Here is a 19,107-nt window from a genome sequence, read left to right as displayed (position 1 = left end):
CATGCTTTTTGTATAAGAAAACGGTTTAATCAAACGTTTGTTTAGATTTCCCATTGACATTTGAGTGTGAGGTATTATAATGAGTGTATTGTTTTAATTCTCTAATTGTTTAACACACTAAAGTACGGAGGTTTCAAAATGAATGCAGTTTTAGTAGCTGTAGCTGTTATGCTTGTGCTGAGTTTACTTCGTATTAACGTTGTTTTCTCTCTAGCTATCGGTGCTCTCATCGGAGGACTTGTTGGAGGAATTAGCTTAACAGATACAGTCAATATATATACAGAAGGTTTAGGAAATAGTGCATCTGTAGCTTTAAGCTATGGACTGCTCGGAGCGTTTGCTGTTGTAATTTCAAGAACAGGTCTTCCCAACGCAGTAGTAGCAGTTGCACTAAAGATTGTTGGACGCGAAGGAGATACAAAAAGAAAAGCACTTTCTAAAGTACTTATTTTATTAATTATCTTGATTATTTCATGCTTTTCACAAAACGTAATTCCTGTACACATTGCGTTTATTCCATTGCTAATTCCACCGTTGTTAACAGTATTTAATCAACTCGAAATCGATCGTCGTCTTGTTGCAACTGTCATCACGTTTGGATTAGTGACACCATACATGCTTCTACCAGCAGGGTTTGGGAAAATCTATCATGATATTCTTGCAACAAACGTACAAGAGAATGGTTTAGTTGTACACGACGGTGATATCGTTAAAGCAATGGCGTTGCCTGCGTTAGGAATGGTTATTGGCTTGCTTGTAGCGGTCTTTATTTCATATCGTAAGCCCCGTGTTTATAAAGATAGTAAGCTAACAGTGAACGAAGAAACTAGCGATAATGGACTTTCGTATACAAGAAAAGGTATTATCATTTCATTAATAGCTATTTTTGTTGCACTAGCGGTGCAAATTCCATTAGACTCCATGATTTTTGGTTCACTTGCAGGCATTATCGTAGTATACCTAAGCGGTGTTGTGAAATGGAACGAAGCGGATACGGTTTTAACTGATGGTATGCGTATGATGGCATTTATTGGATTTGTTATGCTGTCAGCTTCAGGTTTCGCTAAAGTAATTCAAGAAACGGGAGACGTAGAAACCCTTGTTCAAGGTTCTGTTAATTTAATCGGGGGCAATCAAGTACTAGGAATTTTGTTAATGCTTGTAATTGGTTTATTGGTTACGATGGGAATCGGCTCATCATTTTCAACGATTCCAATCATTGCTACAATTTTCGTGCCACTTTGTTTAGAATTAGGTCTCAGTCCGTTGGCAACTATTTCAGTTATTGGAACAGCGGGTGCGTTGGGGGATGCAGGTTCTCCTGCTTCAGATAGCACGTTAGGGCCGACTTCAGGTTTATCCGTAGACCGTCAGCATAATCATATTTGGGATACATGTGTGCCAACTTTTTTACACTATAACATTCCGTTAATTATTTTTGGATGGATTGCTGCACTTGTACTATAAAGAAAGAAGAGGCTGGGACATAACTAGCCAAAAATAATGAAAAAGGGTTCTCATCATCGCATTTTGATGATGAGAACCCTTTTTTGTTGATCTGTTTGATTGGTCTATGCACATTTTACGCTGGAGGCGATGTACTTTCGTACATTCACCGCCATGAACGCAAACCCTAATTCGTTTTTCACGTTCTCTTTGCCTCTTACGGACATTCGAGTGAAACGCAAATTAGCCTTCAGATATCCAAAAACTGGTTCTACGTCAATCTTACGTTTTCCGTAGATTTTACCCGTTTTTTCTTCTGAAAGCAGCTGTTGAATGCTTTTCTTTTGTTGTTCCCACTTTTCGTTATAATGGATTCTTCGGTTCTTTCCTTCCTTCGCCTTCGTACATTGTGAACGAAAAGGACAACCTGAACAGTCTTCACATTCGTACACATTGAATAACCTTGTAAATCCGTAACGGTCTGTGCGATGCGATTTGTAACGAAACGTCAACTTATTCCCGTTGGGACAAGTAAAGGAATCATCTTCTTCATGATAATCCCAATTCGCTGTCTGAAATGGGTCATTCTTAACGCGTTTTTTCTTCTCTTTTCGATACATACTATATGTGATAAGAGGCGTACGCTTTCTGTTCTGCACATCGAGGTAATTCTCTTCACTTCCATATCCCGCATCTGCGACAATATAGTCTGGGAGTTCGAAGTAGTGATGTTCAATTGCGTCAAGAAACGGACAAAGTGTTCGTGTGTCCGTTGGATTTGAAAAGACATCGTAAGCAAGTGTATATTGACCTTCTGTCGCAATTTGCACATTATACCCCGCCTTCAGTTGGCCATTCTTCATGTAGTCATCCTTCATACGCATAAACGTGGCATCATGATCTGTTTTTGAATAACTATTCCGTTCGTTAAAAATCTCCATGTCTTTTTCATACTTTAACTTACGTTTCACAAAGTCTTGAAATTGCTTATACGCTTTCTTCGGTTCTTTTCTGCTTGATCGCAGTTGTTTTCGTTCATCGGCATCTTCACTTGCTTCAATTTCTTTTGTCAACTCTTCAACCTTTTCTTCTAATTTTTTAGTGATTAGAGATAATTCTTCAACAGAAAGTTCGTCCGAACTTTCTCGTTCGATCTGTGGAATAATTTCTCTTTCTACTAGTTCGTCATACAGCTGGGTTGATTTCTCCAAGAGGCTCGCACTATACTTTTCGATTGATTTGCGCCAGACAAATGTGAACTTATTGGCATTTGCTTCAATCTTCGTTCCATCAATGAAGATTGCTTCATTATCAATCTCGTTCTCTTGAATAAGCTGACATCGAAACTGGACAAAGCACTCACGAAGAAGCACTTGAACTTCTGGGTGAACACGAAATCGATTGATTGTCCGATAGCTCGGTTCGTAACCTTGAGCTAGCCACATCATACGTATACTATCTTTGAGAAGCGCTTCAATTTTTCTTCCTGAAAAAACTGACTGTGTGTAGGCACATAAAATGATTTTCATCATCATGCGTGGATGGTAAGCAGGACACCCCGTTTTCTGTAAGAAGCCGGCAAAGGCTTCATCTGGAATATGTTCAACGAGATGGTGAACGGCGAAGGCAATATCATTTTCTTGTAATTTTATTTCTAAATCTAAAGGCAAAACCACTTGATTCATGTTATAATCTTTAAACATAAGGACCCTTCTTTCCGATAAGATTTTGTATGGTAACTTTATTTTATCAGAAGTGGTCCTTATTTTAATGTAAAAATAAACAAAGCCGGTGAAATTTTACTCGTCGTAAAATTTCACCGGCTTTTTCGGTTCAGAGGAGGGTTTTGTCCCAGCCTCTTCTTTTATTTAAACTTGTGATAGTGTTGAAGCTGTTGAATCACATTGACCTAATGCAGCTTCAACAGCCTGTAAAGACTGCTCAATACGCTCACGATTTGAACCTTTTTCAACAGTTTGAAGAGCTTGCTCTAGGCTAGTCTTAGCAGCTGTTAATGATGTGCATGAATCTTGCACAAATCCTCTAGCATTTTTTTGCATGGTATGTACCTCCTTTGTAATTTAGAATCCTTATGTAGTATTTGCGAATATATGGGAATTATAAGGTTTATTTTCGTACATAAAAAAAGGATTAACTTTTAATAAAGAAGTTAATCCTTTTAGCCTAATTGCTTAAATTGTTCTGATCCAATAATTCGTTCCACGTTTTGGTCAAGTTCTTCAATTTTCTTAACAGCTAAAGCATAATCCATTTGGCGATAATGGTGCTTTCCACCTGGCTCTTCGTCTGCTTCATCAGCTAATTTGACTACTTTTTGTAGCGGACGTTGATGAATGGTTCCTTCAGGTAAGTAAGAATCAGTGTGAAGTAAAATAGCTAAAGCAATTTCTTTTGCTGCTTGAGGTTCTTCCCCAAGACGTATTAATAATTTGTGGGCGCGCTCAGCTCCCTTGATTGCATGAATATCATTCTTTTTATATTTTTCATAGTCCCACTGACCATCTGTATACCATTCATAGTGACCAATATCGTGAAGTAGGGCCGCTTTAGTTGCTAAATCTGGGTTGACGTTGTACTGAGTGGATAAACGAAAAGCATGATACGCCACAGAAACTGCGTGAGCAACTCCAGATCTTGTTAAATATTTTTTAGCAATTGGGTGTGTGAAGATGTCTAGCAAAGTAACATGTCTCATCATATAATCCCTCCTAAAAAAAGACAGTAAAAAATTATTTCTAACAACAATAGCATATTTGAATAGAAAAAACAACGATAATGTTAGATGAATAAACATAGAAAATCCGTTGTATATTAGTTTATTCATATCGTGAAAACATGTACTTAATATTTTATTAAAATAGAAAAATGGACAAGCGCTACCAGTTGAGGTGAAAGGGTTTTAAACCTTTTGTGAAGAAGATAACCATTGTAAAATAAAAAGTATGCAGAAAAAAATGATATAGCGGAGGGATAAGATGAATACTGATAATACGTTATTAAGTACGCTAGGCATCGAAATAATTCACGCTAGCAAAGATTATGTAGAAGCGACCATGCCGGTAGATGAACGAACAAAGCAACCTTTTGGTTTACTACATGGCGGAGCATCTGTCGCATTAGCAGAGACAGTTGCTAGCTTGGGAGGGTTTTTAAGTATTGATCAAGAGCAGGAAATATGCGTAGGCTTAGAAATTAATGCAAATCATATTAAAGGAAAAAGAGATGGCGTAGTGACAGCTGTTGGTAAACCAATTCATAAAGGAAAAAAAACAGCTATCTGGGAAGTGGCGATTGTAGATGAGAAAGATGATCTAATTTGTATTTCCCGCTGTACGTTAGCAATACTGCCAAAAAAATAGCAAAAAGACAGGCTGTAAAAGTAAAAAAATTATAAAAGATATGGTGGATATCCTAATCATAGAGACATGCTTTGGAATATAGTAATAACAAAGCATTCTTTTTTTATTGTCCAAAAGAATATTCATAATATTATAAAATATCAATAGAAATAAACCTATCTTTTGCATAAGCGTGCTATAATTATAATAGCAGTCTCGTAGGCAGGTTTATTTAAAAAGGGGTGATAAAGATGAACAATTATGAACACTATGTCTTTATTGACTTTGAATTTACAATGCCCGAATACAAAGGGTATCCCAAAGGCTTTTTTCCTGAAATTATTGAAGTAGGGTTAGTTGCTGTAAGAAACCAAGAAATACAAGACCGCTTTTCTTCGTATGTTAAACCCACTAGTTTTCCAAAGTTAACGGATCGCTGTAAAAGTTTTCTGCACATTCAGCAGAAACACGTAGATGATGGAATTACATTCGAACAGCTAATTCAGCAGTTAGGTCAGTATGAAAGCAGTACAATTATCACTTGGGGAAACATGGATATGAAAGTGCTCAAGCAAAATTGTCAAAAGCAAGGCTTGAAGTTTCCTTTAAAAGGAAAAGAAGTAGATTTGTCTATGGAATATAAGCGTTTCTTTGGAGATCAAAATCAAACAGGTTTATGGAAAGCTGTTCAAGAATATGGAAAAGAAGGAACGGGTAAGCATCACTGTGCGCTTGATGACGCTATGACTACATTTAATATTTTTAAGTTGGTAGAACAAGACAAACGCTATTTACAAAAGCCTGAACCTACTACAATTGGTGATCGGGTCGACTTTTCAAAGTTATTAAATAAATTTGCATTATAAAAGCCAAGTCACCGTAATGTGAATTGGCTTTTTGTTTAAAGTTTATAATCTTTTTGCAGTTGTTCGAGGCATTCAATACTACTTGTTGCATAAGAATTATCTTTTAAAGAGAGCTCATGTATCAGTGCTGTTAAAGCATTCTCTAATGAATCTTTATATTGTGGAATCTCAGTTGTATATGCTTTAACCATTGGTTTTGGAATATTAGCTTGCTCGTTAAAAGCTAATGCACGGCGTTCATGAAAGAATGGAACATCTACTTGTTGAGGGTTATGTAAATCTCCTTGTTGAGGATGTTTAATAACCGCTTTTACTCGTACTACATAATGCTGGTCGCGTACTTGTGTAATTTCTCCAATGTATTTTCCAGTTTTGTATAAAGCAGTTACAGAATCACCAATTTCTAAACTCATATTTATCTCTCCTTTAAGTAATGTTCTATTTATTATTATAAGTCATTATAGTTTAAAGTTCATAGAGAAAGGGTGAAAATGATGCAAGCGATAATCATGAATCTATATCTTTATTTTCCAGAAGATAAAACAGAGTATATTCCAGCATTTATATGGATGTTTGTGTTTTTTATAGGAGCATTTCTGACATGGAGGTTTGTTATTAAAGTTTCCAAAAAAGAAGAAGAGAAAATAAAAGAGCTAGAGCGAAAACATTCAGCAGAGTGACCGTTTGTTCAGATAATAATGCAAGCGTTTAAAAATGAAAGTTGCTGGACAATCTATGGGAAGGTGAACCATAAGGGAATCTAAGATTGGAGGGCAACATGAAGAAGTTACTACTAATTGGCTGCATACCATTAGTAATGTTAGTGGGCTGTGGTGAAAAAGACATTTCGAATAAAGAAGTGAAAGTATATAACGCTGATGGAGATAGCTTAGGTAATATAAAGCTAAAAGAAGTATCTGACGGCGTAGAGATTACGTATCAATTGAAAGGACTACCTCCTGGTGAACACGGTGTACATATACATGAAAAAGGCGTGTGCAAAGCTCCTACGTTTAAAACAGCAGGTAATCATTTAAATCCAGATGATAAAAAGCATGGATTACTTCACCCGGATGGTCCAGAGGCTGGTGACTTAAAGAACATTATCGTAAAAGACGATGGGACTTTTGATGGGACAGATATGGCCCCTGAAGTGACATTAAAAGAGGGGAAAGGCTCCCTCATTAAAACGATGGAAGGCTCTTCTATCATTATTACAGAAAATAAAGATGATGGTATGTCTCAACCATCTGGAGATTCTGGTACGCGAATTGCTTGCGGTGTTATTACGAAAAAACAAGAAAAATAAACCAAAAGGACGCCTAAAAGCGTCCTTTTTTTAGGTTAAGACAGAGCAGCTTTTAACTTCTTTAAACCTTCTTTTAGCTGTTCTCGAGGGCAGCCGATGTTCAATCGAATAAAGCCTTTCCCTTCAGCTGCCCCGTATTTCACACCGCTTTCAACAGCAATTTTCCCTTTTGTTAATAGCAAGTTATGCAAATCTTCATCAGACATATTTAAAGCTCGGCAATCGATCCATAATAAGTAAGTCCCTTCAGGATTAATCACTTTGAGGGAAGGTAGGTTTTTTTTAATAAAGCTTCTAGTAAAGTCAATGTTCTCTTGTAAATATGCTAGCAGTTCGTTCAGCCAAATTTCTCCATGTGTATAAGCAGCCTCTAGGCCAATCGTACCAAATGTGTTTAATGCGAAAAAGCCTTGTTTGTGCTGCTGTTGTTGATATTTTTCGCGTAATTCGTTATTTGGGATGATAATTGCTGAAGCTTGTAAGCCAGGAACATTAAAGGTTTTGCTTGGTGCTATGCACGTAATGGTACGATTTTCAGCATCTTCATTAAGAGAGCTAATTGGAATATGAACAGACGGTTTATATACTAAGTCCGAATGAATTTCATCAGATAAAATTAATACATCATACTTTTTACAAAGCTCTGCAATTTTCTCTAGCTCACCGCGTTTCCATACTCTACCTATAGGGTTATGTGGGCTACATAAAATAAACATTTTCACCCCAGAAGCAAGCTGCTTTTCAAAAGATGAAAAATCAATTGAATAGCGATCCCCCTTTAAGTATAGAGGACTTTCTATTAATTTACGCTCGTTTACTTTTACCATTTCAAAGAACGGCGTGTATACGGGCGGTTGAATCAAGATTGAATCCCCTTTTTGTGTATAAGCCTGTATGGCCATACTAATGGCAAAAACAATTCCTGGGCTGTATGTAATCCAATCTGCTTCAATGTTCCACTCATGTCGCTTTTGGACCCAAGAACGAACAGATTCATTCGTTGACTCAGTTGGGGTTGTGTATCCAAAAACACCGTGATCTACACGCTTAGCAATTTCCTTAACGACCTCTTCTGGAGCTGCAAAATCCATATCAGCTACCCAAAAAGGTAACAGGTCTTTTTTTCCAAAAAGATTTTCCATCCGGTCCCATTTCACAGAATTCGTGTTTATGCGATTAATCTTATTATTAAAGAAATCTTTCTTCATAATATGAGCCTCCATTTTAGGTGATTTTTAAATCTATCAAAGAGATTTAAATGACGATACGATGTCTTTATTCTGAATACTTTGTCTTGAAAAAGTCAAAGAAGTTGCTGTCGAATGCTTAAGAGAAAAAACGCAATGCTTTTTAAATAAATGATAATAGCCCTGTCTTGTTGACAGGACTATATCTTTTTTTAGTATTAGCTTGATAAGAAATCAACCATATAATTTCGGATATCGTCCGGGCACTCTTCCGGTAACAAATGTCCCGTGTCTTTTAACGAAATAAAAGTAGAGCTTGGCAAATCTTGTTGAAGCTTCTTACCTAAATGAAGAGGAACTACCCTGTCTTCTTCTCCCCATATCAACAAACTTGGTTTGTTAATTTTACGCAGATCTTTTTCTGATAAGTCTCCTTCTCGATCACGAATCATCTTTGATAATGACATGAAGATACGGTCGTCTAAAAACGGAGCGGTATACCCTTCAATCATTTCTTCATCAATAAGATCGTGGTTAAAAACGACATTTTGAAGGTTAGCTTTAACACCTTTGCGAGCTAGCCAAGTCTTGACCCATAAATAAAAAAATGGTAAATGCGACGACATAACGAGACCAGAATGCAATCGTCCTAGATAGGCAGAGCTACAAAGTAAAACTAGCTTGGATACGTATTGTGGCTGTAACTTAGCGATGTTTAAGCAAATTTGACCACCCATTGAGTGACCAGATAAAATCACTTGTTCTAACTTTAAATGCTCAATGATTTCTAAAACAGTTTTTGCTAAATTTTCATACGAATAGTGAAAAGTTAGTGATTTTTCACTTCGACCAAATGGTGGTAAGTCTATTGCAACAATTGAGAATTTCTGTTTCAATAATGGAATGAGTCTTCTAAAGCTAAAGCTAGATGATAGAAATCCGTGTATGAATACAATTGTTGGCTTTTTAGGGTCAAAATGATGTAATTCATAATATACGTGTACATTGTTAAATGAACGATAGTGTGCTGTCTCCGTTTGGATCATTTGTTTCTTCACTCCAGCTATCTTTTTTAACAGTTTGCCCAGCTATCTTATTTAGTTACATGCAAAATATAGAAGACGAACGTCAAATCTCAATGACTTATGAAATTTGTTATAATGTAAAAAGTGGGAATATTTGATTATTTTCAGGAGGTTATTTACATGTTTTTAGATGAAAAAGAATTAGAAATACTTGAGATTTTAGAAAGAAATAGTCGAATTTCAATAGATACAATTGCTAAGATGGTTGACCTACCCCTAGATGAAGCGACGCTGATTGTAAAAAAATTAGAACGTGAAAAAGTAATTGTTCAATATTCTACCGATATCAACTGGCGCCGAGTGGATGGGCATGAAGGCGTAACGGCTATGATTGACGTTAAGGTAGCTCCTAAAAGAGGCGTGGGGTTTGATGAGATTGCTGAAAGAATTTATCGATTCCAAGAAGTTAAGTCTGTTTATTTGATGTCTGGAGCTTATGATTTATCTGTTATTATCGAAGGGAAATCAATGTCTGAAGTAGCATTCTTTGTTTCGGAAAAACTTTCAACATTAGATTCGGTATTGTCCACAACGACGCATTTTATTTTAAAAAAATACAAACATGACGGAACGATTTATGAACAAGGTGATGAAGACCGTAGAATCGTGGTGTCTCCGTAATGAAAGAACGCTTGTCTAAGACAGTACAGAGCTTACAACCATCAGGAATTAGACGTTTTTTCGATTTAGCAGCGAGTATGGATAATGTTATCTCTCTTGGTGTTGGGGAGCCAGATTTTGTTACATCGTGGTCCGTACGCGAAGCCAGTATTTTATCACTTGAAAGAGGCTATACATCCTATACAGCGAATGCAGGTTTACTTGAGCTTCGTCAAGAACTAATGAATTATATGAAAAAGCAGTTTGGCGTTTCATATGATTATCAAAATGAAATTTTAGTTACGGTTGGAGGTAGCCAAGCATTAGACGTGGCAATGCGTGCTATTATTAATCCTGGTGATGAGATCATTGTTGTAGAGCCAAACTTTGTTTCATATAGTCCACTCATAACGTTAGCTGGAGGTGTTCCAGTTCCTGTTGAAACAACGGCAGACACGGAATTTAAACTGCAGCCAGAACAGATTGAAGCGGTTATTACAAAACAGACAAAAGCGCTCTTGCTTTGTTCTCCCAATAACCCAACAGGTAGTTCATTAACTAAGGCGGAACTTGAAGCAATTGCTGATATTGTCATAAAATATGATTTATTGGTTATTACAGATGAAATTTATGCAGAGCTAACCTACGACGAACCATTTACATCGATTGCTTCCATTGGTGCAATGAGAGATAGAACCATCATTGTCTCCGGCTTTTCAAAAGGTTTTGCAATGACAGGCTGGAGATTGGGATATATTTGCGCACCAGTAGATCTGTTACAAGCCATGTTGAAAATTCATCAATATACTATGATGTGTGCACCAACAATGGCCCAATACGGAGCAATTGAAGCGCTGAAAAACGGGTCACACGATGTAGAAGAAATGAGAAAAAGTTATCGACGAAGACGGAATTATATGGTCAAATCATTAAATGAAATTCAGCTTTCGTGCCATACACCAGGAGGGGCTTTTTATGTGTTTCCATCCATAAAAAAAACCGGCTTAACTTCTGAGCAATTTGCTGAACAGCTTCTCTTAGAAGAAAGAGTGGCAGTGGTGCCAGGTAGTGTTTTTGGGCTAGGAGGAGAGGGACACGTACGCTGTTCTTATGCTTCTTCCATGGAATCCTTAGAAGAAGCTATAAAACGTATTGGCCGTTTCATGCAAAATAAGTTATAATAGAAGAACCATGCTAATGAGCCATGTCAAAAGTTAGCATGGTTTATTTTTTGCGGATAGAATCAATTTTCTATTTATAATTTAAGGGAAATATGGGAAATAATAAAGTATAATAAATATAACTAGTTTTTGATTCAAAACGTGAACTGTGCTATAATTTTAAATTGGCTATAATGATGAAAATAAAAGGTATTTAGGAGTGTTCATATGTCAAAATTTGAAATCGGTACTGTTACAAAAGGAAAAGTAACGGGCATTCAACCATACGGTGCATTTGTTGCATTAGATGAAGAAACACAAGGTCTAGTTCATATCTCAGAAGTTAAACATGGCTTCGTAAAAGATATCAACGAGCACCTATCAGTTGGTGACGAAGTAAACGTGAAAGTTTTATCAGTAGATGAAGCAACTGGTAAAATTGGTTTATCAATTCGTGCTACAGAGCCAGCTCCAGAAAAAACAGAAGCAGCGCCTAAAAAGCAAGCAGCTAAAAAGCGTCAAGCAACTGTACAACACACTGAGTCTACTCAAGGATTCAACACATTAAAAGAAAAATTAGAAGAGTGGATTGAGCAATCAAACCGCGAAGATCTAATTAAAAAATAATGTTTAAAAAGCGCACTGCAGTCCAACTGCAGTGCGCTTTTTTCTTAATGGGTTGTTCTTGGTTCAGTACGCTCTACCTCTTCAGATGGTTTAAATAATAAGCCTAAGTTAATTAAACCAGCGATTCCCACTAATCCGTATACAATGCGAGAAAGGGCAGCAGATTGTCCACCGAAAATAGCTGCTACTAAATCGAATTGAAAAAATCCAATAAGTCCCCAGTTAATTGCTCCAATAATCGTTAATACTAACGCAAATCGTTGAACACCACTCATCTATTCTCCTCCTTTCTTTTTGTATTCACTCATTAGCTTTAGACGTTTAAGAAAAAATATTCGTGGAAAGAAACAAAGGAGAACATAGGCAAAAACGTTAGATAAATGCAGAGTGAAAAGAAGGGTTTTCGGAAATAATCTGTGAAAAGTCACTTTGCTTTACATCTTATTTATCGTTGTTCATAATGATGATTATTAGGAGGTTTTCTTATGAAAAATTTCACTTTTTATAATCCAACAAAATTAATTTTTGGTAAAGGCCAATTAGAACAATTAAAAACAGAAGCAGCTCGCTTCGGTAAAAAAATATTAGTCGTATACGGTGGCGGAAGCATTAAGCGAAACGGTTTATACGACCAAGTAATGAATGAGTTAAAAGAAATCAATGCAGAAGTATATGAGTTAGCGGGTGTTGAGCCCAACCCTCGTTTAACAACAGTAAGACGCGGAATTGAACTTTGCAAAGAACATGATATTGAGTTCTTGTTAGCAGTAGGTGGAGGAAGCGTAATTGATTGTACAAAAGCAATCGCTGCAGGTGCTAAATATGATGGCGATGTGTGGGATATTATTAATCGTGACGCTGTAGCGAAAGAAGCTCTTCCTTTTGGAACAGTTTTAACTCTAGCAGCAACAGGTTCAGAAATGAATGCAGGTTCTGTTATTACAAATTGGGAAACAAATGAAAAATACGGTTGGGGAAGCCCTGCTACATTCCCACAGTTTTCTATTTTAGATCCTGTTAACACATTTACAGTACCACAAAATCAAACTGTTTACGGTATGGTTGATATGATGAGCCATGTGTTTGAACAGTATTTTCATGATGCAACAAATACACCGCTTCAAGACCGCATGTGTGAAGGGGTTTTACGAACTGTTATTGAAACAGGTCCTAAATTAATAAATGATCTGGAAAATTATGAACTTCGCGAAACAATTCTATATAACGGTACAATTGCTCTAAACGGCATGTTACAAATGGGTCACCAAGGTGACTGGGCAAGTCATAACATCGAGCATGCAGTATCAGCTGTCTATGATATTCCTCATGCAGGTGGTTTGGCTATCTTATTCCCAAATTGGATGAAGCATGTTATGGATGAAAACGTAGAACGCTTCAAGCAAATGGCTGTACGCGTATTCGACGTCAAGACAGAAGGTAAAACAGATAAAGAAGTCGCTCTAGAAGGTGTTGAAAAGCTTCGTGAATTCTGGACAAGCTTAGGTGCTCCAACGCGCTTAGCTGATTATGAAATCGGTGAAGACAAATTAGACCTTATGGCTGATCGTGCAATGGCTAAAGGCGAATTTGGTCGTTTTAAAAAGCTAAATCGCGATGATGTAATGGCGATATTACGCGCTTCTCTATAATAAAAAAAATGCCCTGTGTTAACCAGCACAGGGCATTTTTTTTATTCAGACATACTTCGTTTTTTTTGCTTTTCTTTTAGATCGTCTCGAACAGTACCTTTCCAAAGGGGAGATCCGCTGTAATAAGAAGCTCTTCCTAATAGATGTCCGGCAACTGGTGATGTAATAAATACAAACACAATGCCTAATAGCAACTGTCCGTTAATGGAACCATTTTTAATCCAGAAAAACAGTAAACATCCTACTAAGATAAGTAGCACACCAAGCGTGGCGCTTTTAGAAGCGGCATGGCTTCGTGTATAGGTGTCGGGTAGCCTAATGAGGCCAATCATTGTAACAACGGTTAACAGAGCGCCCATTAGAATAATAATACCGATAATTAAATCACTGATCGCGGTCATATTCAATAATCGCTCCTTTTTCTAAAAACTTACCAAACGCAACAGTACCAACAAAAGCGATAATTCCAATTAAAAGAATTACTTCTACAAATGATGTTGTGCGTAGCATAATAGATAGGATGGCCGTAACAGCTATAATGTTAATGCCAATCGCATCTAAAGCCATAGCGCGGTCACCCGTGGTAGGCCCTTTGATGATGCGATATACAAATCCAATCGTCGAAATTGAAATTAACAGCAGCGATAGATTAAGTAACATGTCTAGCATATTAGCGGCTCACCTCCATAATGGCTTTTTCAAATGAATGTTGAATATCCTTAATTACCTCGTCAATATCATCCACGTTCATGGCGTGAATATAAAGAGTGGAGTTATCATCTGACACATCAATTACCACCGTTCCAGGTGTTAAGGTAATGAGTAGTGAAAGAGTCGTAACCTCCCAATCTTTTTCAAGCTTCGTTGGCATCGCAAAAATTGCAGGCTTTATATTTAACTTTGGACGCAACACATCTTGAATAACCGCGATATTTGCTTTAAACAGCTCAACAAGAAAGATAAGAAGCAGTTTAATGACCGCAAATACTTTTTCTAAATAAAATCTTTGAGGAAAGAAGCGTCGAAAGACAAACAGCATAACTGCTCCCCAAAAGAAACCAATAAGAAAAGAGGGTCCGGTCCAAATACCTCTTAAAAACATCCATGTAACAGCAATTACTACGTTTAATAATAGTTGAAATGACATGCAGATCTACTCCTTTAACACCGATTCGATATAAATAGAAGGGTCCATGAGTGTTTCAGCTGCCATTGAAATATAAGGGAATACAACCTCCGCACCTAATCCTAAGAATATTGAGATCGCAAGTAGAATAGCTGATGGATACAGCATTCCTTTTGTAGACCCCTTCTCTTGCTCCTCGGTTAATTTTGGTGCGCGCCAGAAGCAGTTCATAAAAATCTTCATCGCGGAATATAACACCATTAAGCTTGATACAAGCAATACAATAACAAATGTATAGCTCTGTGACTCTAATCCACCTTGGACAAGAAGAAATTTACCAACAAATCCACTTAGCGGAGGTATACCAGCTAGCGAGACAACAGCGACGAAAAACATCCAGCCCAATTGAGGGTGACGCTGAATTAATCCGCCCATCTCTTTTAGCTTAGACGTCCCTGTAATAGCAATGATAGCTCCGCCTAGTAAGAACAGTGCGGCTTTAATAATCATATCGTGAATTAAGTAATAAATTGCACCTTCAATTCCTGCCGGTGTTGTTAAGGTGATACCGTATACGATAACACCAACTGCAATGACAATATTATAGATTAAAATCTTATTCATATCGTTATAAGCAATAGCGCCAACTGTACCGATGACAATCGTTAATAGTGCCGTATAGCCAATAAGTTGATGTGTCACCTCAGGCTGATGATAAAAAATCAGCGTGAACGTACGGAAGATAGAATAGATTCCAACTTTCGTTAGTAATGCACCAAAAAGAGCTGTGACAACGGGAGGAGGTGCATTATAGGCGCTTGGCAACCAGAAGTACATTGGGAAAAGAGCGGCTTTTAGACCGAATACAATGAAAAATAAAACCCCAATGGTCGTTAAAATCCCTGGTTGATTTACTTCAGCAACCCTTTGTGATAAGTCCGCCATATTGAGAGTACCAGTAACCGAATACAAGTAAGCTACAGTTATAACAAAAAGAGCGGAGGAAATCACGTTTACTAGTATATATTTAAGTGACTCTCGTAGCTGCGCTCTGGTGCCTCCAATAACAATTAGAGCATATGAAGACATTAACATTACTTCGAAGAAAACGAATAAGTTGAAAATATCTCCAGTTAAAAAGGCGCCAAATACTCCAACCATTAAGAAATGAACGAGTGGATAGAAGTAGAATCGTTCTCGTTTTTCTCCAATGGAGCGAAAAGCAAATAGTATACAGCAGAGTGCAACAATGCTTGCCGTTAATACAAGCAAAGCAGCAAGCATATCAGCTACTAAAATAATTCCAAACGGAGGGTCCCAGTTCCCAAGCTTATGAGTTAGGATACCCTCTTTATATACAAGTTGTACTAAATAAGCTGCAAATCCAGTTGTAGCAATTAACGATATCGTACTGATTATTCGTTGAAGTTTAATATTATCTTTGAAAAATATAAGCACAACACCTACAACAAACGGGATAAGCAGCGGAATGATTACAAAGTTATTCATCATGTTCATGTCCCCTTAACTTGTCCATATCGTCTGTTCCGAGTTCTTGATAAGCTCTGTAAGCTAATACAAGGAAAAAGGAAGTAACACCAAAGCTAATAACAATTGCAGTTAAAATTAATGCTTGAGGTAGGGGGTCAGTATAAGAGGGAGCATTTTCCCCTAACAAAGGTACTGTTCCACCTTTTAATCCACCCATTGTGAGTATTAATAAGTGTGCTCCGTGACTTAGTATACCTGTTCCAATAATAATTCGTAGTAGACTACGAGATAACATTAAATAAACTGCTACTGTGAACAAAATTCCGGCTACAATTGACATTAATATTTCCATTATTCACTCTCTCCAATCGTTTGAATAATGGTCATCGTAACACCAACAACTACTAGATATACACCAAGGTCAAACAACACAACAGTTGCAAGTGCAGTTTTTCCTAGTATAGGAAGGTAAAAATAATCAAATGTGTGTGTGAGGAATGGAACTTTAAAAACAAAAGCTCCAAGTCCTGTTAATAAAGCTAATAATAATCCGGAGGCCGCTACTTTTTTGTGATCAAAAGGAATGACTTTTGATACGGTTTTAATATCAAAAGCCAATAACAATAACACAAGAGCGGAAGCGGTGGTAAGACCGCCTACAAACCCTCCACCTGGTGTGTAATGACCTGCAAAGAAAAGGTGAATGGCAAAAATGATAATGATAAACGTTACGACTTTAGTGGTCGTTTGTAAAATTAAATCGTTCTTTTTCATTATCTATTCTCCTCCTTTGCTAATCTTAATCGAATCATGCTGTAAATTCCGAGTGCAGCAATGCATAGCACAGCTATTTCAAACAGCGTATCAAATCCACGGAAGTCAACGAGAATAACGTTTACCATGTTTTCTCCACCTGCTTCTTTATAACTGTTCTCAATAAAGTATTGTGAAATCGAATCAAATAGTTTTGTACTGCTAGATGCAATACCGACAAGTGTTACTGTAACTCCTACAAGTAAAGCGATAATAAAGTTTGGTAGGTGAAATTTAACTCGTACTTTTTTCGCTTTAAATTCTGGAAGGTGATAGAAGCATAGTAAGAATAGTGCAACAGATACGGTTTCAATTACTAACTGTGTTAAGGCTAAATCAGGCGCTCTAAATAAGACAAAGAACAGAGCTAGGGTGTAACCCACGACGCCTAACGAAATGATAGCTGTTAAGCGTGACTTGGCAAAAACAGTAGTAATGGCTCCAAGGACCATAATTACAGCTAGAATTGCTTCGTAGATTCCAATATCAGCCATGTTAGAGGTATCTACTTTAAATCCACCTTGTGTAAACAAGGTAATTAAAACAGCTGTACCGATAAAGGCAAAGATAATTAAGAGGTAATCACGAATAAAGCCTGTCATCATAAATTTCATGATGCCACTCGAACCTTTTTCCATACCCGCTAATCCATTGTTGTACGCGTTATTTAGCGTAATAGACTCAGGGAACAAGCGATAAACTTTTGTCCACTTATTTAATGTTAAGAATAGTAAGATACCCATAGCGATGACACCAATTGTCATAAATAGCTCGGGCGTAAAGCCATGCCAAAACGTAATGTGAACATGGAACTGCTCACCGGCATCTAATAAACTTGGTGCAATTGAAGCCATGGTTGGTTCAATAATGCTAGATTCTAATATATTTGGGAATAAACCAAAGATAACAACAAGTGAAGCTAAAATAACAGGTGAAATTAGCATACCTATCGGAGCTTCATGTGGCTTTTTCTCTAGCTTCTCAGGTTTATACTTACCAGTAAATGTTTTGAATACCAAAATCATGCTATAAACAAACGTGAATATACTTGCAATCCAAGCAATAACTGGGAACAGCATTCCCCATGTTTCCATGTTATAGATATTCATCTTCGTTACGTTGACCATTCCCGTAAAGAACATTTCTTTACTTAAGAATCCGTTGAAAGGTGGAAGACCAGCCATTGCAAATCCACCAATTACTGTAATTGTGAATGTTACCGGCATAAGAGTCATTAGCCCGCCTAGTTTACGAATATCACGCGTTCCCGTTTCATGGTCTACAATACCAACAACCATAAATAAACTACCTTTAAATGTAGCATGGTTAATAAGATGGAATACAGCTGCCGTAATTGCTACAACATAAATGTTATCGTCTAAAAATTCATAGTGTAACGCTGCACTTCCTACACCAAGTAAAGACATAATCATTCCAAGCTGACTGATTGTTGAGAAAGCTAAGATTCCCTTTAAGTCTGTCTGCTTCACGGCTGAGAAAGACCCCCAGAAAAGGGTTATAACCCCAATGGTTGAGACCAGCGTAAACCACACTGCGTGGTCTGAAAAAACCGGACTTAAGCGTGCAACTAGATAAATACCAGCTTTAACCATTGTTGCAGAGTGCAGATAAGCACTAACTGGTGTTGGTGCTTCCATTGCATCTGGTAGCCAGATGTGGAATGGGAATTGTGCAGATTTTGTAAATGCACCAAGCAAAACAAGAATCATTGCGGGGATAAAGAGTGAACTTGATGTGACAACATCTAAGTTTGCGACAATCTCTCTAACGCTAAATGTACCGCTTGGAATTGATAGTAATACGATTCCTGCTAATAAAGCCAAGCCACCAAAAACCGTGATAAGCATCGACTTTTGAGCTCCATAGCGTGACTTCTCTCGTTGATACCAATAGCCAATAAGTAGGAAAGACGAAAGACTTGTTAGCTCCCAAAAGCTATAAAGAACAATTAGGTTATCAGACAAGACTACTCCAAGCATAGCTCCCATAAACATTAAGAGATACACATAAAAAGTATGAAGTGACTCTTTCGTTTTTGATAGATAGTAGATGGAATACAGGATTACTAGCGTTCCAATTCCTGTAATTAGCAAAGCAAATAATAAGCCCAGTCCATCAATATAAGCATCAAAATTAATCCCTAAGCTAGGTATCCATTTCAATGAATATAAATACGAATTTCCGTTCGCAACTCCGCTTATATACTTCGTAAAGTAAATGAATAGCACAAGCGGCAATGGCAACACAAACCACCCTGTATGAATCTGTTTAAATGATTTATACAGAAGTGGAATAAGAAATGCTAATAAGAATGGTGAGATGATCACCAGATGTAACCAAGACAAAACACAAACCTCCTTGTGACATC

General features: G+C 37.2%; 23 protein-coding genes. 9 read left to right on the top strand and 14 right to left on the bottom strand.

Features of this window, described 5'->3' with window-relative positions; all coding sequences use genetic code 11:
* Window positions 1-138 precede the first annotated feature (138 nt).
* Window positions 139-1,467, top strand: coding sequence for a Na+/H+ antiporter family protein (locus MKZ18_RS19260; protein ID WP_025908065.1), 1,329 nt, complete (start codon window positions 139-141; stop codon window positions 1,465-1,467).
* 104 nt (window positions 1,468-1,571) lie between these two features.
* On the opposite strand, the gene MKZ18_RS19255 is transcribed toward MKZ18_RS19260, so the two are convergent.
* From MKZ18_RS19255 to MKZ18_RS19245, 3 genes are all read right to left on the bottom strand, one after another.
* On the bottom strand, window positions 1,572-3,149 hold the full coding sequence (locus MKZ18_RS19255; RefSeq protein ID WP_138116520.1) for an IS1182 family transposase: 1,578 nt from the start codon (window positions 3,147-3,149) through the stop codon (window positions 1,572-1,574).
* 165 nt (window positions 3,150-3,314) lie between these two features.
* Window positions 3,315-3,506, bottom strand: a complete 192-nt coding sequence (locus MKZ18_RS19250) for a hypothetical protein (protein ID WP_025908066.1) — start codon at window positions 3,504-3,506, stop codon at window positions 3,315-3,317.
* A 119-nt stretch (window positions 3,507-3,625) separates the two neighbouring features.
* Entirely contained in the window at window positions 3,626-4,162 is a 537-nt protein-coding gene (locus tag MKZ18_RS19245) for an HD domain-containing protein (RefSeq protein ID WP_144594078.1), read from the bottom strand.
* Between the two features lie 280 nt (window positions 4,163-4,442).
* Between MKZ18_RS19245 and MKZ18_RS19240 the strand changes: the two genes are divergently transcribed.
* Complete coding sequence (locus tag MKZ18_RS19240) at window positions 4,443-4,826, top strand: hotdog fold thioesterase (RefSeq protein WP_061785396.1); 384 nt, start codon at window positions 4,443-4,445, stop codon at window positions 4,824-4,826.
* Between the two features lie 230 nt (window positions 4,827-5,056).
* Window positions 5,057-5,671: a 3'-5' exonuclease KapD gene (gene kapD, locus MKZ18_RS19235; protein ID WP_025908069.1), complete on the top strand. Its 615-nt coding sequence runs from the start codon at window positions 5,057-5,059 to the stop codon at window positions 5,669-5,671.
* A gap of 35 nt (window positions 5,672-5,706) precedes the next feature.
* Here kapD and MKZ18_RS19230 read toward each other — a convergent pair whose 3' ends face one another.
* Window positions 5,707-6,090, bottom strand: a complete 384-nt coding sequence (locus MKZ18_RS19230) for a kinase-associated lipoprotein B (protein WP_340842981.1) — start codon at window positions 6,088-6,090, stop codon at window positions 5,707-5,709.
* 72 nt (window positions 6,091-6,162) lie between these two features.
* On the opposite strand from MKZ18_RS19230, the gene MKZ18_RS19225 reads away from it, so the two are divergent.
* Together MKZ18_RS19225 and MKZ18_RS19220 are read left to right on the top strand one after the other, a co-directional pair.
* Window positions 6,163-6,351, top strand: a complete 189-nt coding sequence (locus MKZ18_RS19225; protein WP_138116472.1) for a hypothetical protein — start codon at window positions 6,163-6,165, stop codon at window positions 6,349-6,351.
* Between the two features lie 98 nt (window positions 6,352-6,449).
* On the top strand, window positions 6,450-6,980 hold the full coding sequence (locus tag MKZ18_RS19220; RefSeq protein ID WP_061785393.1) for a superoxide dismutase family protein: 531 nt from the start codon (window positions 6,450-6,452) through the stop codon (window positions 6,978-6,980).
* A 35-nt stretch (window positions 6,981-7,015) separates the two neighbouring features.
* Here the strand turns inward: MKZ18_RS19220 and MKZ18_RS19215 are convergent, their stop codons facing one another.
* Together MKZ18_RS19215 and MKZ18_RS19210 are read right to left on the bottom strand one after the other, a co-directional pair.
* Window positions 7,016-8,188 (bottom strand): MalY/PatB family protein, encoded by a 1,173-nt coding sequence (locus MKZ18_RS19215; RefSeq protein WP_340842012.1) that lies wholly within the window; start codon window positions 8,186-8,188, stop codon window positions 7,016-7,018.
* Window positions 8,189-8,385: 197 nt separating this feature from the next.
* Window positions 8,386-9,213 carry an alpha/beta fold hydrolase gene (locus MKZ18_RS19210; RefSeq protein ID WP_061785392.1) on the bottom strand — a complete coding sequence of 276 codons (828 nt, stop codon included), beginning with the start codon at window positions 9,211-9,213 and terminating at the stop codon, window positions 8,386-8,388.
* 159 nt (window positions 9,214-9,372) lie between these two features.
* Here MKZ18_RS19210 and MKZ18_RS19205 point away from each other — a divergent pair, with 159 nt between their 5' ends.
* From MKZ18_RS19205 to yugI, 3 genes are all read left to right on the top strand, one after another.
* Window positions 9,373-9,873 carry an Lrp/AsnC family transcriptional regulator gene (locus MKZ18_RS19205; RefSeq protein WP_061785391.1) on the top strand — a complete coding sequence of 167 codons (501 nt, stop codon included), beginning with the start codon at window positions 9,373-9,375 and terminating at the stop codon, window positions 9,871-9,873.
* The gene (locus tag MKZ18_RS19200) at window positions 9,873-11,033 is read left to right on the top strand and encodes an aminotransferase (RefSeq protein ID WP_025908076.1); all 1,161 of its coding nucleotides are present in this window, start codon (window positions 9,873-9,875) and stop codon (window positions 11,031-11,033) included. Before MKZ18_RS19205 ends, MKZ18_RS19200 begins: the two co-directional genes overlap by 1 nt.
* A gap of 207 nt (window positions 11,034-11,240) precedes the next feature.
* Complete coding sequence (gene yugI / locus MKZ18_RS19195; protein ID WP_025908077.1) at window positions 11,241-11,639, top strand: S1 domain-containing post-transcriptional regulator GSP13; 399 nt, start codon at window positions 11,241-11,243, stop codon at window positions 11,637-11,639.
* Between the two features lie 44 nt (window positions 11,640-11,683).
* Here the strand turns inward: yugI and MKZ18_RS19190 are convergent, their stop codons facing one another.
* Entirely contained in the window at window positions 11,684-11,914 is a 231-nt protein-coding gene (locus MKZ18_RS19190) for a DUF378 domain-containing protein (RefSeq protein WP_025908078.1), read from the bottom strand.
* A 210-nt stretch (window positions 11,915-12,124) separates the two neighbouring features.
* On the opposite strand from MKZ18_RS19190, the gene MKZ18_RS19185 reads away from it, so the two are divergent.
* Entirely contained in the window at window positions 12,125-13,288 is a 1,164-nt protein-coding gene (locus tag MKZ18_RS19185) for an iron-containing alcohol dehydrogenase (protein WP_061785389.1), read from the top strand.
* A 41-nt stretch (window positions 13,289-13,329) separates the two neighbouring features.
* Here the strand turns inward: MKZ18_RS19185 and mnhG are convergent, their stop codons facing one another.
* From mnhG to MKZ18_RS19150, 7 genes are read right to left on the bottom strand one after another with little or no spacing between them, the layout of a single operon-like run.
* Window positions 13,330-13,689: a monovalent cation/H(+) antiporter subunit G gene (mnhG, locus tag MKZ18_RS19180; RefSeq protein ID WP_340842017.1), complete on the bottom strand. Its 360-nt coding sequence runs from the start codon at window positions 13,687-13,689 to the stop codon at window positions 13,330-13,332.
* Window positions 13,673-13,957 carry a Na(+)/H(+) antiporter subunit F1 gene (locus MKZ18_RS19175; RefSeq protein WP_025908081.1) on the bottom strand — a complete coding sequence of 95 codons (285 nt, stop codon included), beginning with the start codon at window positions 13,955-13,957 and terminating at the stop codon, window positions 13,673-13,675. The genes mnhG and MKZ18_RS19175 overlap by 17 nt, the downstream gene beginning before the upstream one ends.
* 1 nt (window position 13,958) lies before the next feature.
* Window positions 13,959-14,435, bottom strand: a complete 477-nt coding sequence (locus MKZ18_RS19170; protein ID WP_061785388.1) for a Na+/H+ antiporter subunit E — start codon at window positions 14,433-14,435, stop codon at window positions 13,959-13,961.
* 6 nt (window positions 14,436-14,441) lie between these two features.
* A complete protein-coding gene (locus MKZ18_RS19165; protein ID WP_035320080.1) occupies window positions 14,442-15,926 on the bottom strand; it encodes a Na+/H+ antiporter subunit D in 1,485 nt (494 codons plus the stop codon).
* Window positions 15,916-16,257: a Na(+)/H(+) antiporter subunit C gene (locus MKZ18_RS19160; protein ID WP_025908084.1), complete on the bottom strand. Its 342-nt coding sequence runs from the start codon at window positions 16,255-16,257 to the stop codon at window positions 15,916-15,918. The genes MKZ18_RS19165 and MKZ18_RS19160 overlap by 11 nt, the downstream gene beginning before the upstream one ends.
* Window positions 16,257-16,679, bottom strand: coding sequence for a Na(+)/H(+) antiporter subunit B (locus MKZ18_RS19155; RefSeq protein WP_025908085.1), 423 nt, complete (start codon window positions 16,677-16,679; stop codon window positions 16,257-16,259). The genes MKZ18_RS19160 and MKZ18_RS19155 overlap by 1 nt, the downstream gene beginning before the upstream one ends.
* The gene (locus tag MKZ18_RS19150) at window positions 16,679-19,084 is read right to left on the bottom strand and encodes a Na+/H+ antiporter subunit A (RefSeq protein WP_239429247.1); all 2,406 of its coding nucleotides are present in this window, start codon (window positions 19,082-19,084) and stop codon (window positions 16,679-16,681) included. The genes MKZ18_RS19155 and MKZ18_RS19150 overlap by 1 nt, the downstream gene beginning before the upstream one ends.
* Window positions 19,085-19,107 lie beyond the last annotated feature (23 nt).

Source organism: Priestia sp. FSL W8-0001 (assembly GCF_038050335.1).
In the GTDB taxonomy this organism is placed as follows: Bacteria; Bacillota; Bacilli; order Bacillales; family Bacillaceae_H; genus Priestia; species Priestia flexa.
The sequence above is the reverse complement of the archived record's forward strand: the minus strand, read 5'-3'. Positions and strand labels throughout refer to the sequence as shown.

Coding starts and splice junctions, on each gene's coding strand:
- MKZ18_RS19260 (WP_025908065.1), top strand. CDS start 139: ATGAATGCAGTTTTAGTAGCTGTAGCTGTTATGCTTGTGCTGAGTTTA.
- MKZ18_RS19255 (WP_138116520.1), bottom strand. CDS start 3,149: ATGTTTAAAGATTATAACATGAATCAAGTGGTTTTGCCTTTAGATTTA.
- MKZ18_RS19250 (WP_025908066.1), bottom strand. CDS start 3,506: ATGCAAAAAAATGCTAGAGGATTTGTGCAAGATTCATGCACATCATTA.
- MKZ18_RS19245 (WP_144594078.1), bottom strand. CDS start 4,162: ATGAGACATGTTACTTTGCTAGACATCTTCACACACCCAATTGCTAAA.
- MKZ18_RS19240 (WP_061785396.1), top strand. CDS start 4,443: ATGAATACTGATAATACGTTATTAAGTACGCTAGGCATCGAAATAATT.
- kapD (WP_025908069.1), top strand. CDS start 5,057: ATGAACAATTATGAACACTATGTCTTTATTGACTTTGAATTTACAATG.
- MKZ18_RS19225 (WP_138116472.1), top strand. CDS start 6,163: ATGATGCAAGCGATAATCATGAATCTATATCTTTATTTTCCAGAAGAT.
- MKZ18_RS19220 (WP_061785393.1), top strand. CDS start 6,450: ATGAAGAAGTTACTACTAATTGGCTGCATACCATTAGTAATGTTAGTG.
- MKZ18_RS19215 (WP_340842012.1), bottom strand. CDS start 8,188: ATGAAGAAAGATTTCTTTAATAATAAGATTAATCGCATAAACACGAAT.
- MKZ18_RS19210 (WP_061785392.1), bottom strand. CDS start 9,213: ATGATCCAAACGGAGACAGCACACTATCGTTCATTTAACAATGTACAC.
- MKZ18_RS19205 (WP_061785391.1), top strand. CDS start 9,373: ATGTTTTTAGATGAAAAAGAATTAGAAATACTTGAGATTTTAGAAAGA.
- MKZ18_RS19200 (WP_025908076.1), top strand. CDS start 9,873: ATGAAAGAACGCTTGTCTAAGACAGTACAGAGCTTACAACCATCAGGA.
- yugI (WP_025908077.1), top strand. CDS start 11,241: ATGTCAAAATTTGAAATCGGTACTGTTACAAAAGGAAAAGTAACGGGC.
- MKZ18_RS19190 (WP_025908078.1), bottom strand. CDS start 11,914: ATGAGTGGTGTTCAACGATTTGCGTTAGTATTAACGATTATTGGAGCA.
- MKZ18_RS19185 (WP_061785389.1), top strand. CDS start 12,125: ATGAAAAATTTCACTTTTTATAATCCAACAAAATTAATTTTTGGTAAA.
- mnhG (WP_340842017.1), bottom strand. CDS start 13,689: ATGACCGCGATCAGTGATTTAATTATCGGTATTATTATTCTAATGGGC.
- MKZ18_RS19175 (WP_025908081.1), bottom strand. CDS start 13,957: ATGCTAGACATGTTACTTAATCTATCGCTGCTGTTAATTTCAATTTCG.
- MKZ18_RS19170 (WP_061785388.1), bottom strand. CDS start 14,435: ATGTCATTTCAACTATTATTAAACGTAGTAATTGCTGTTACATGGATG.
- MKZ18_RS19165 (WP_035320080.1), bottom strand. CDS start 15,926: ATGATGAATAACTTTGTAATCATTCCGCTGCTTATCCCGTTTGTTGTA.
- MKZ18_RS19160 (WP_025908084.1), bottom strand. CDS start 16,257: ATGGAAATATTAATGTCAATTGTAGCCGGAATTTTGTTCACAGTAGCA.
- MKZ18_RS19155 (WP_025908085.1), bottom strand. CDS start 16,679: ATGAAAAAGAACGATTTAATTTTACAAACGACCACTAAAGTCGTAACG.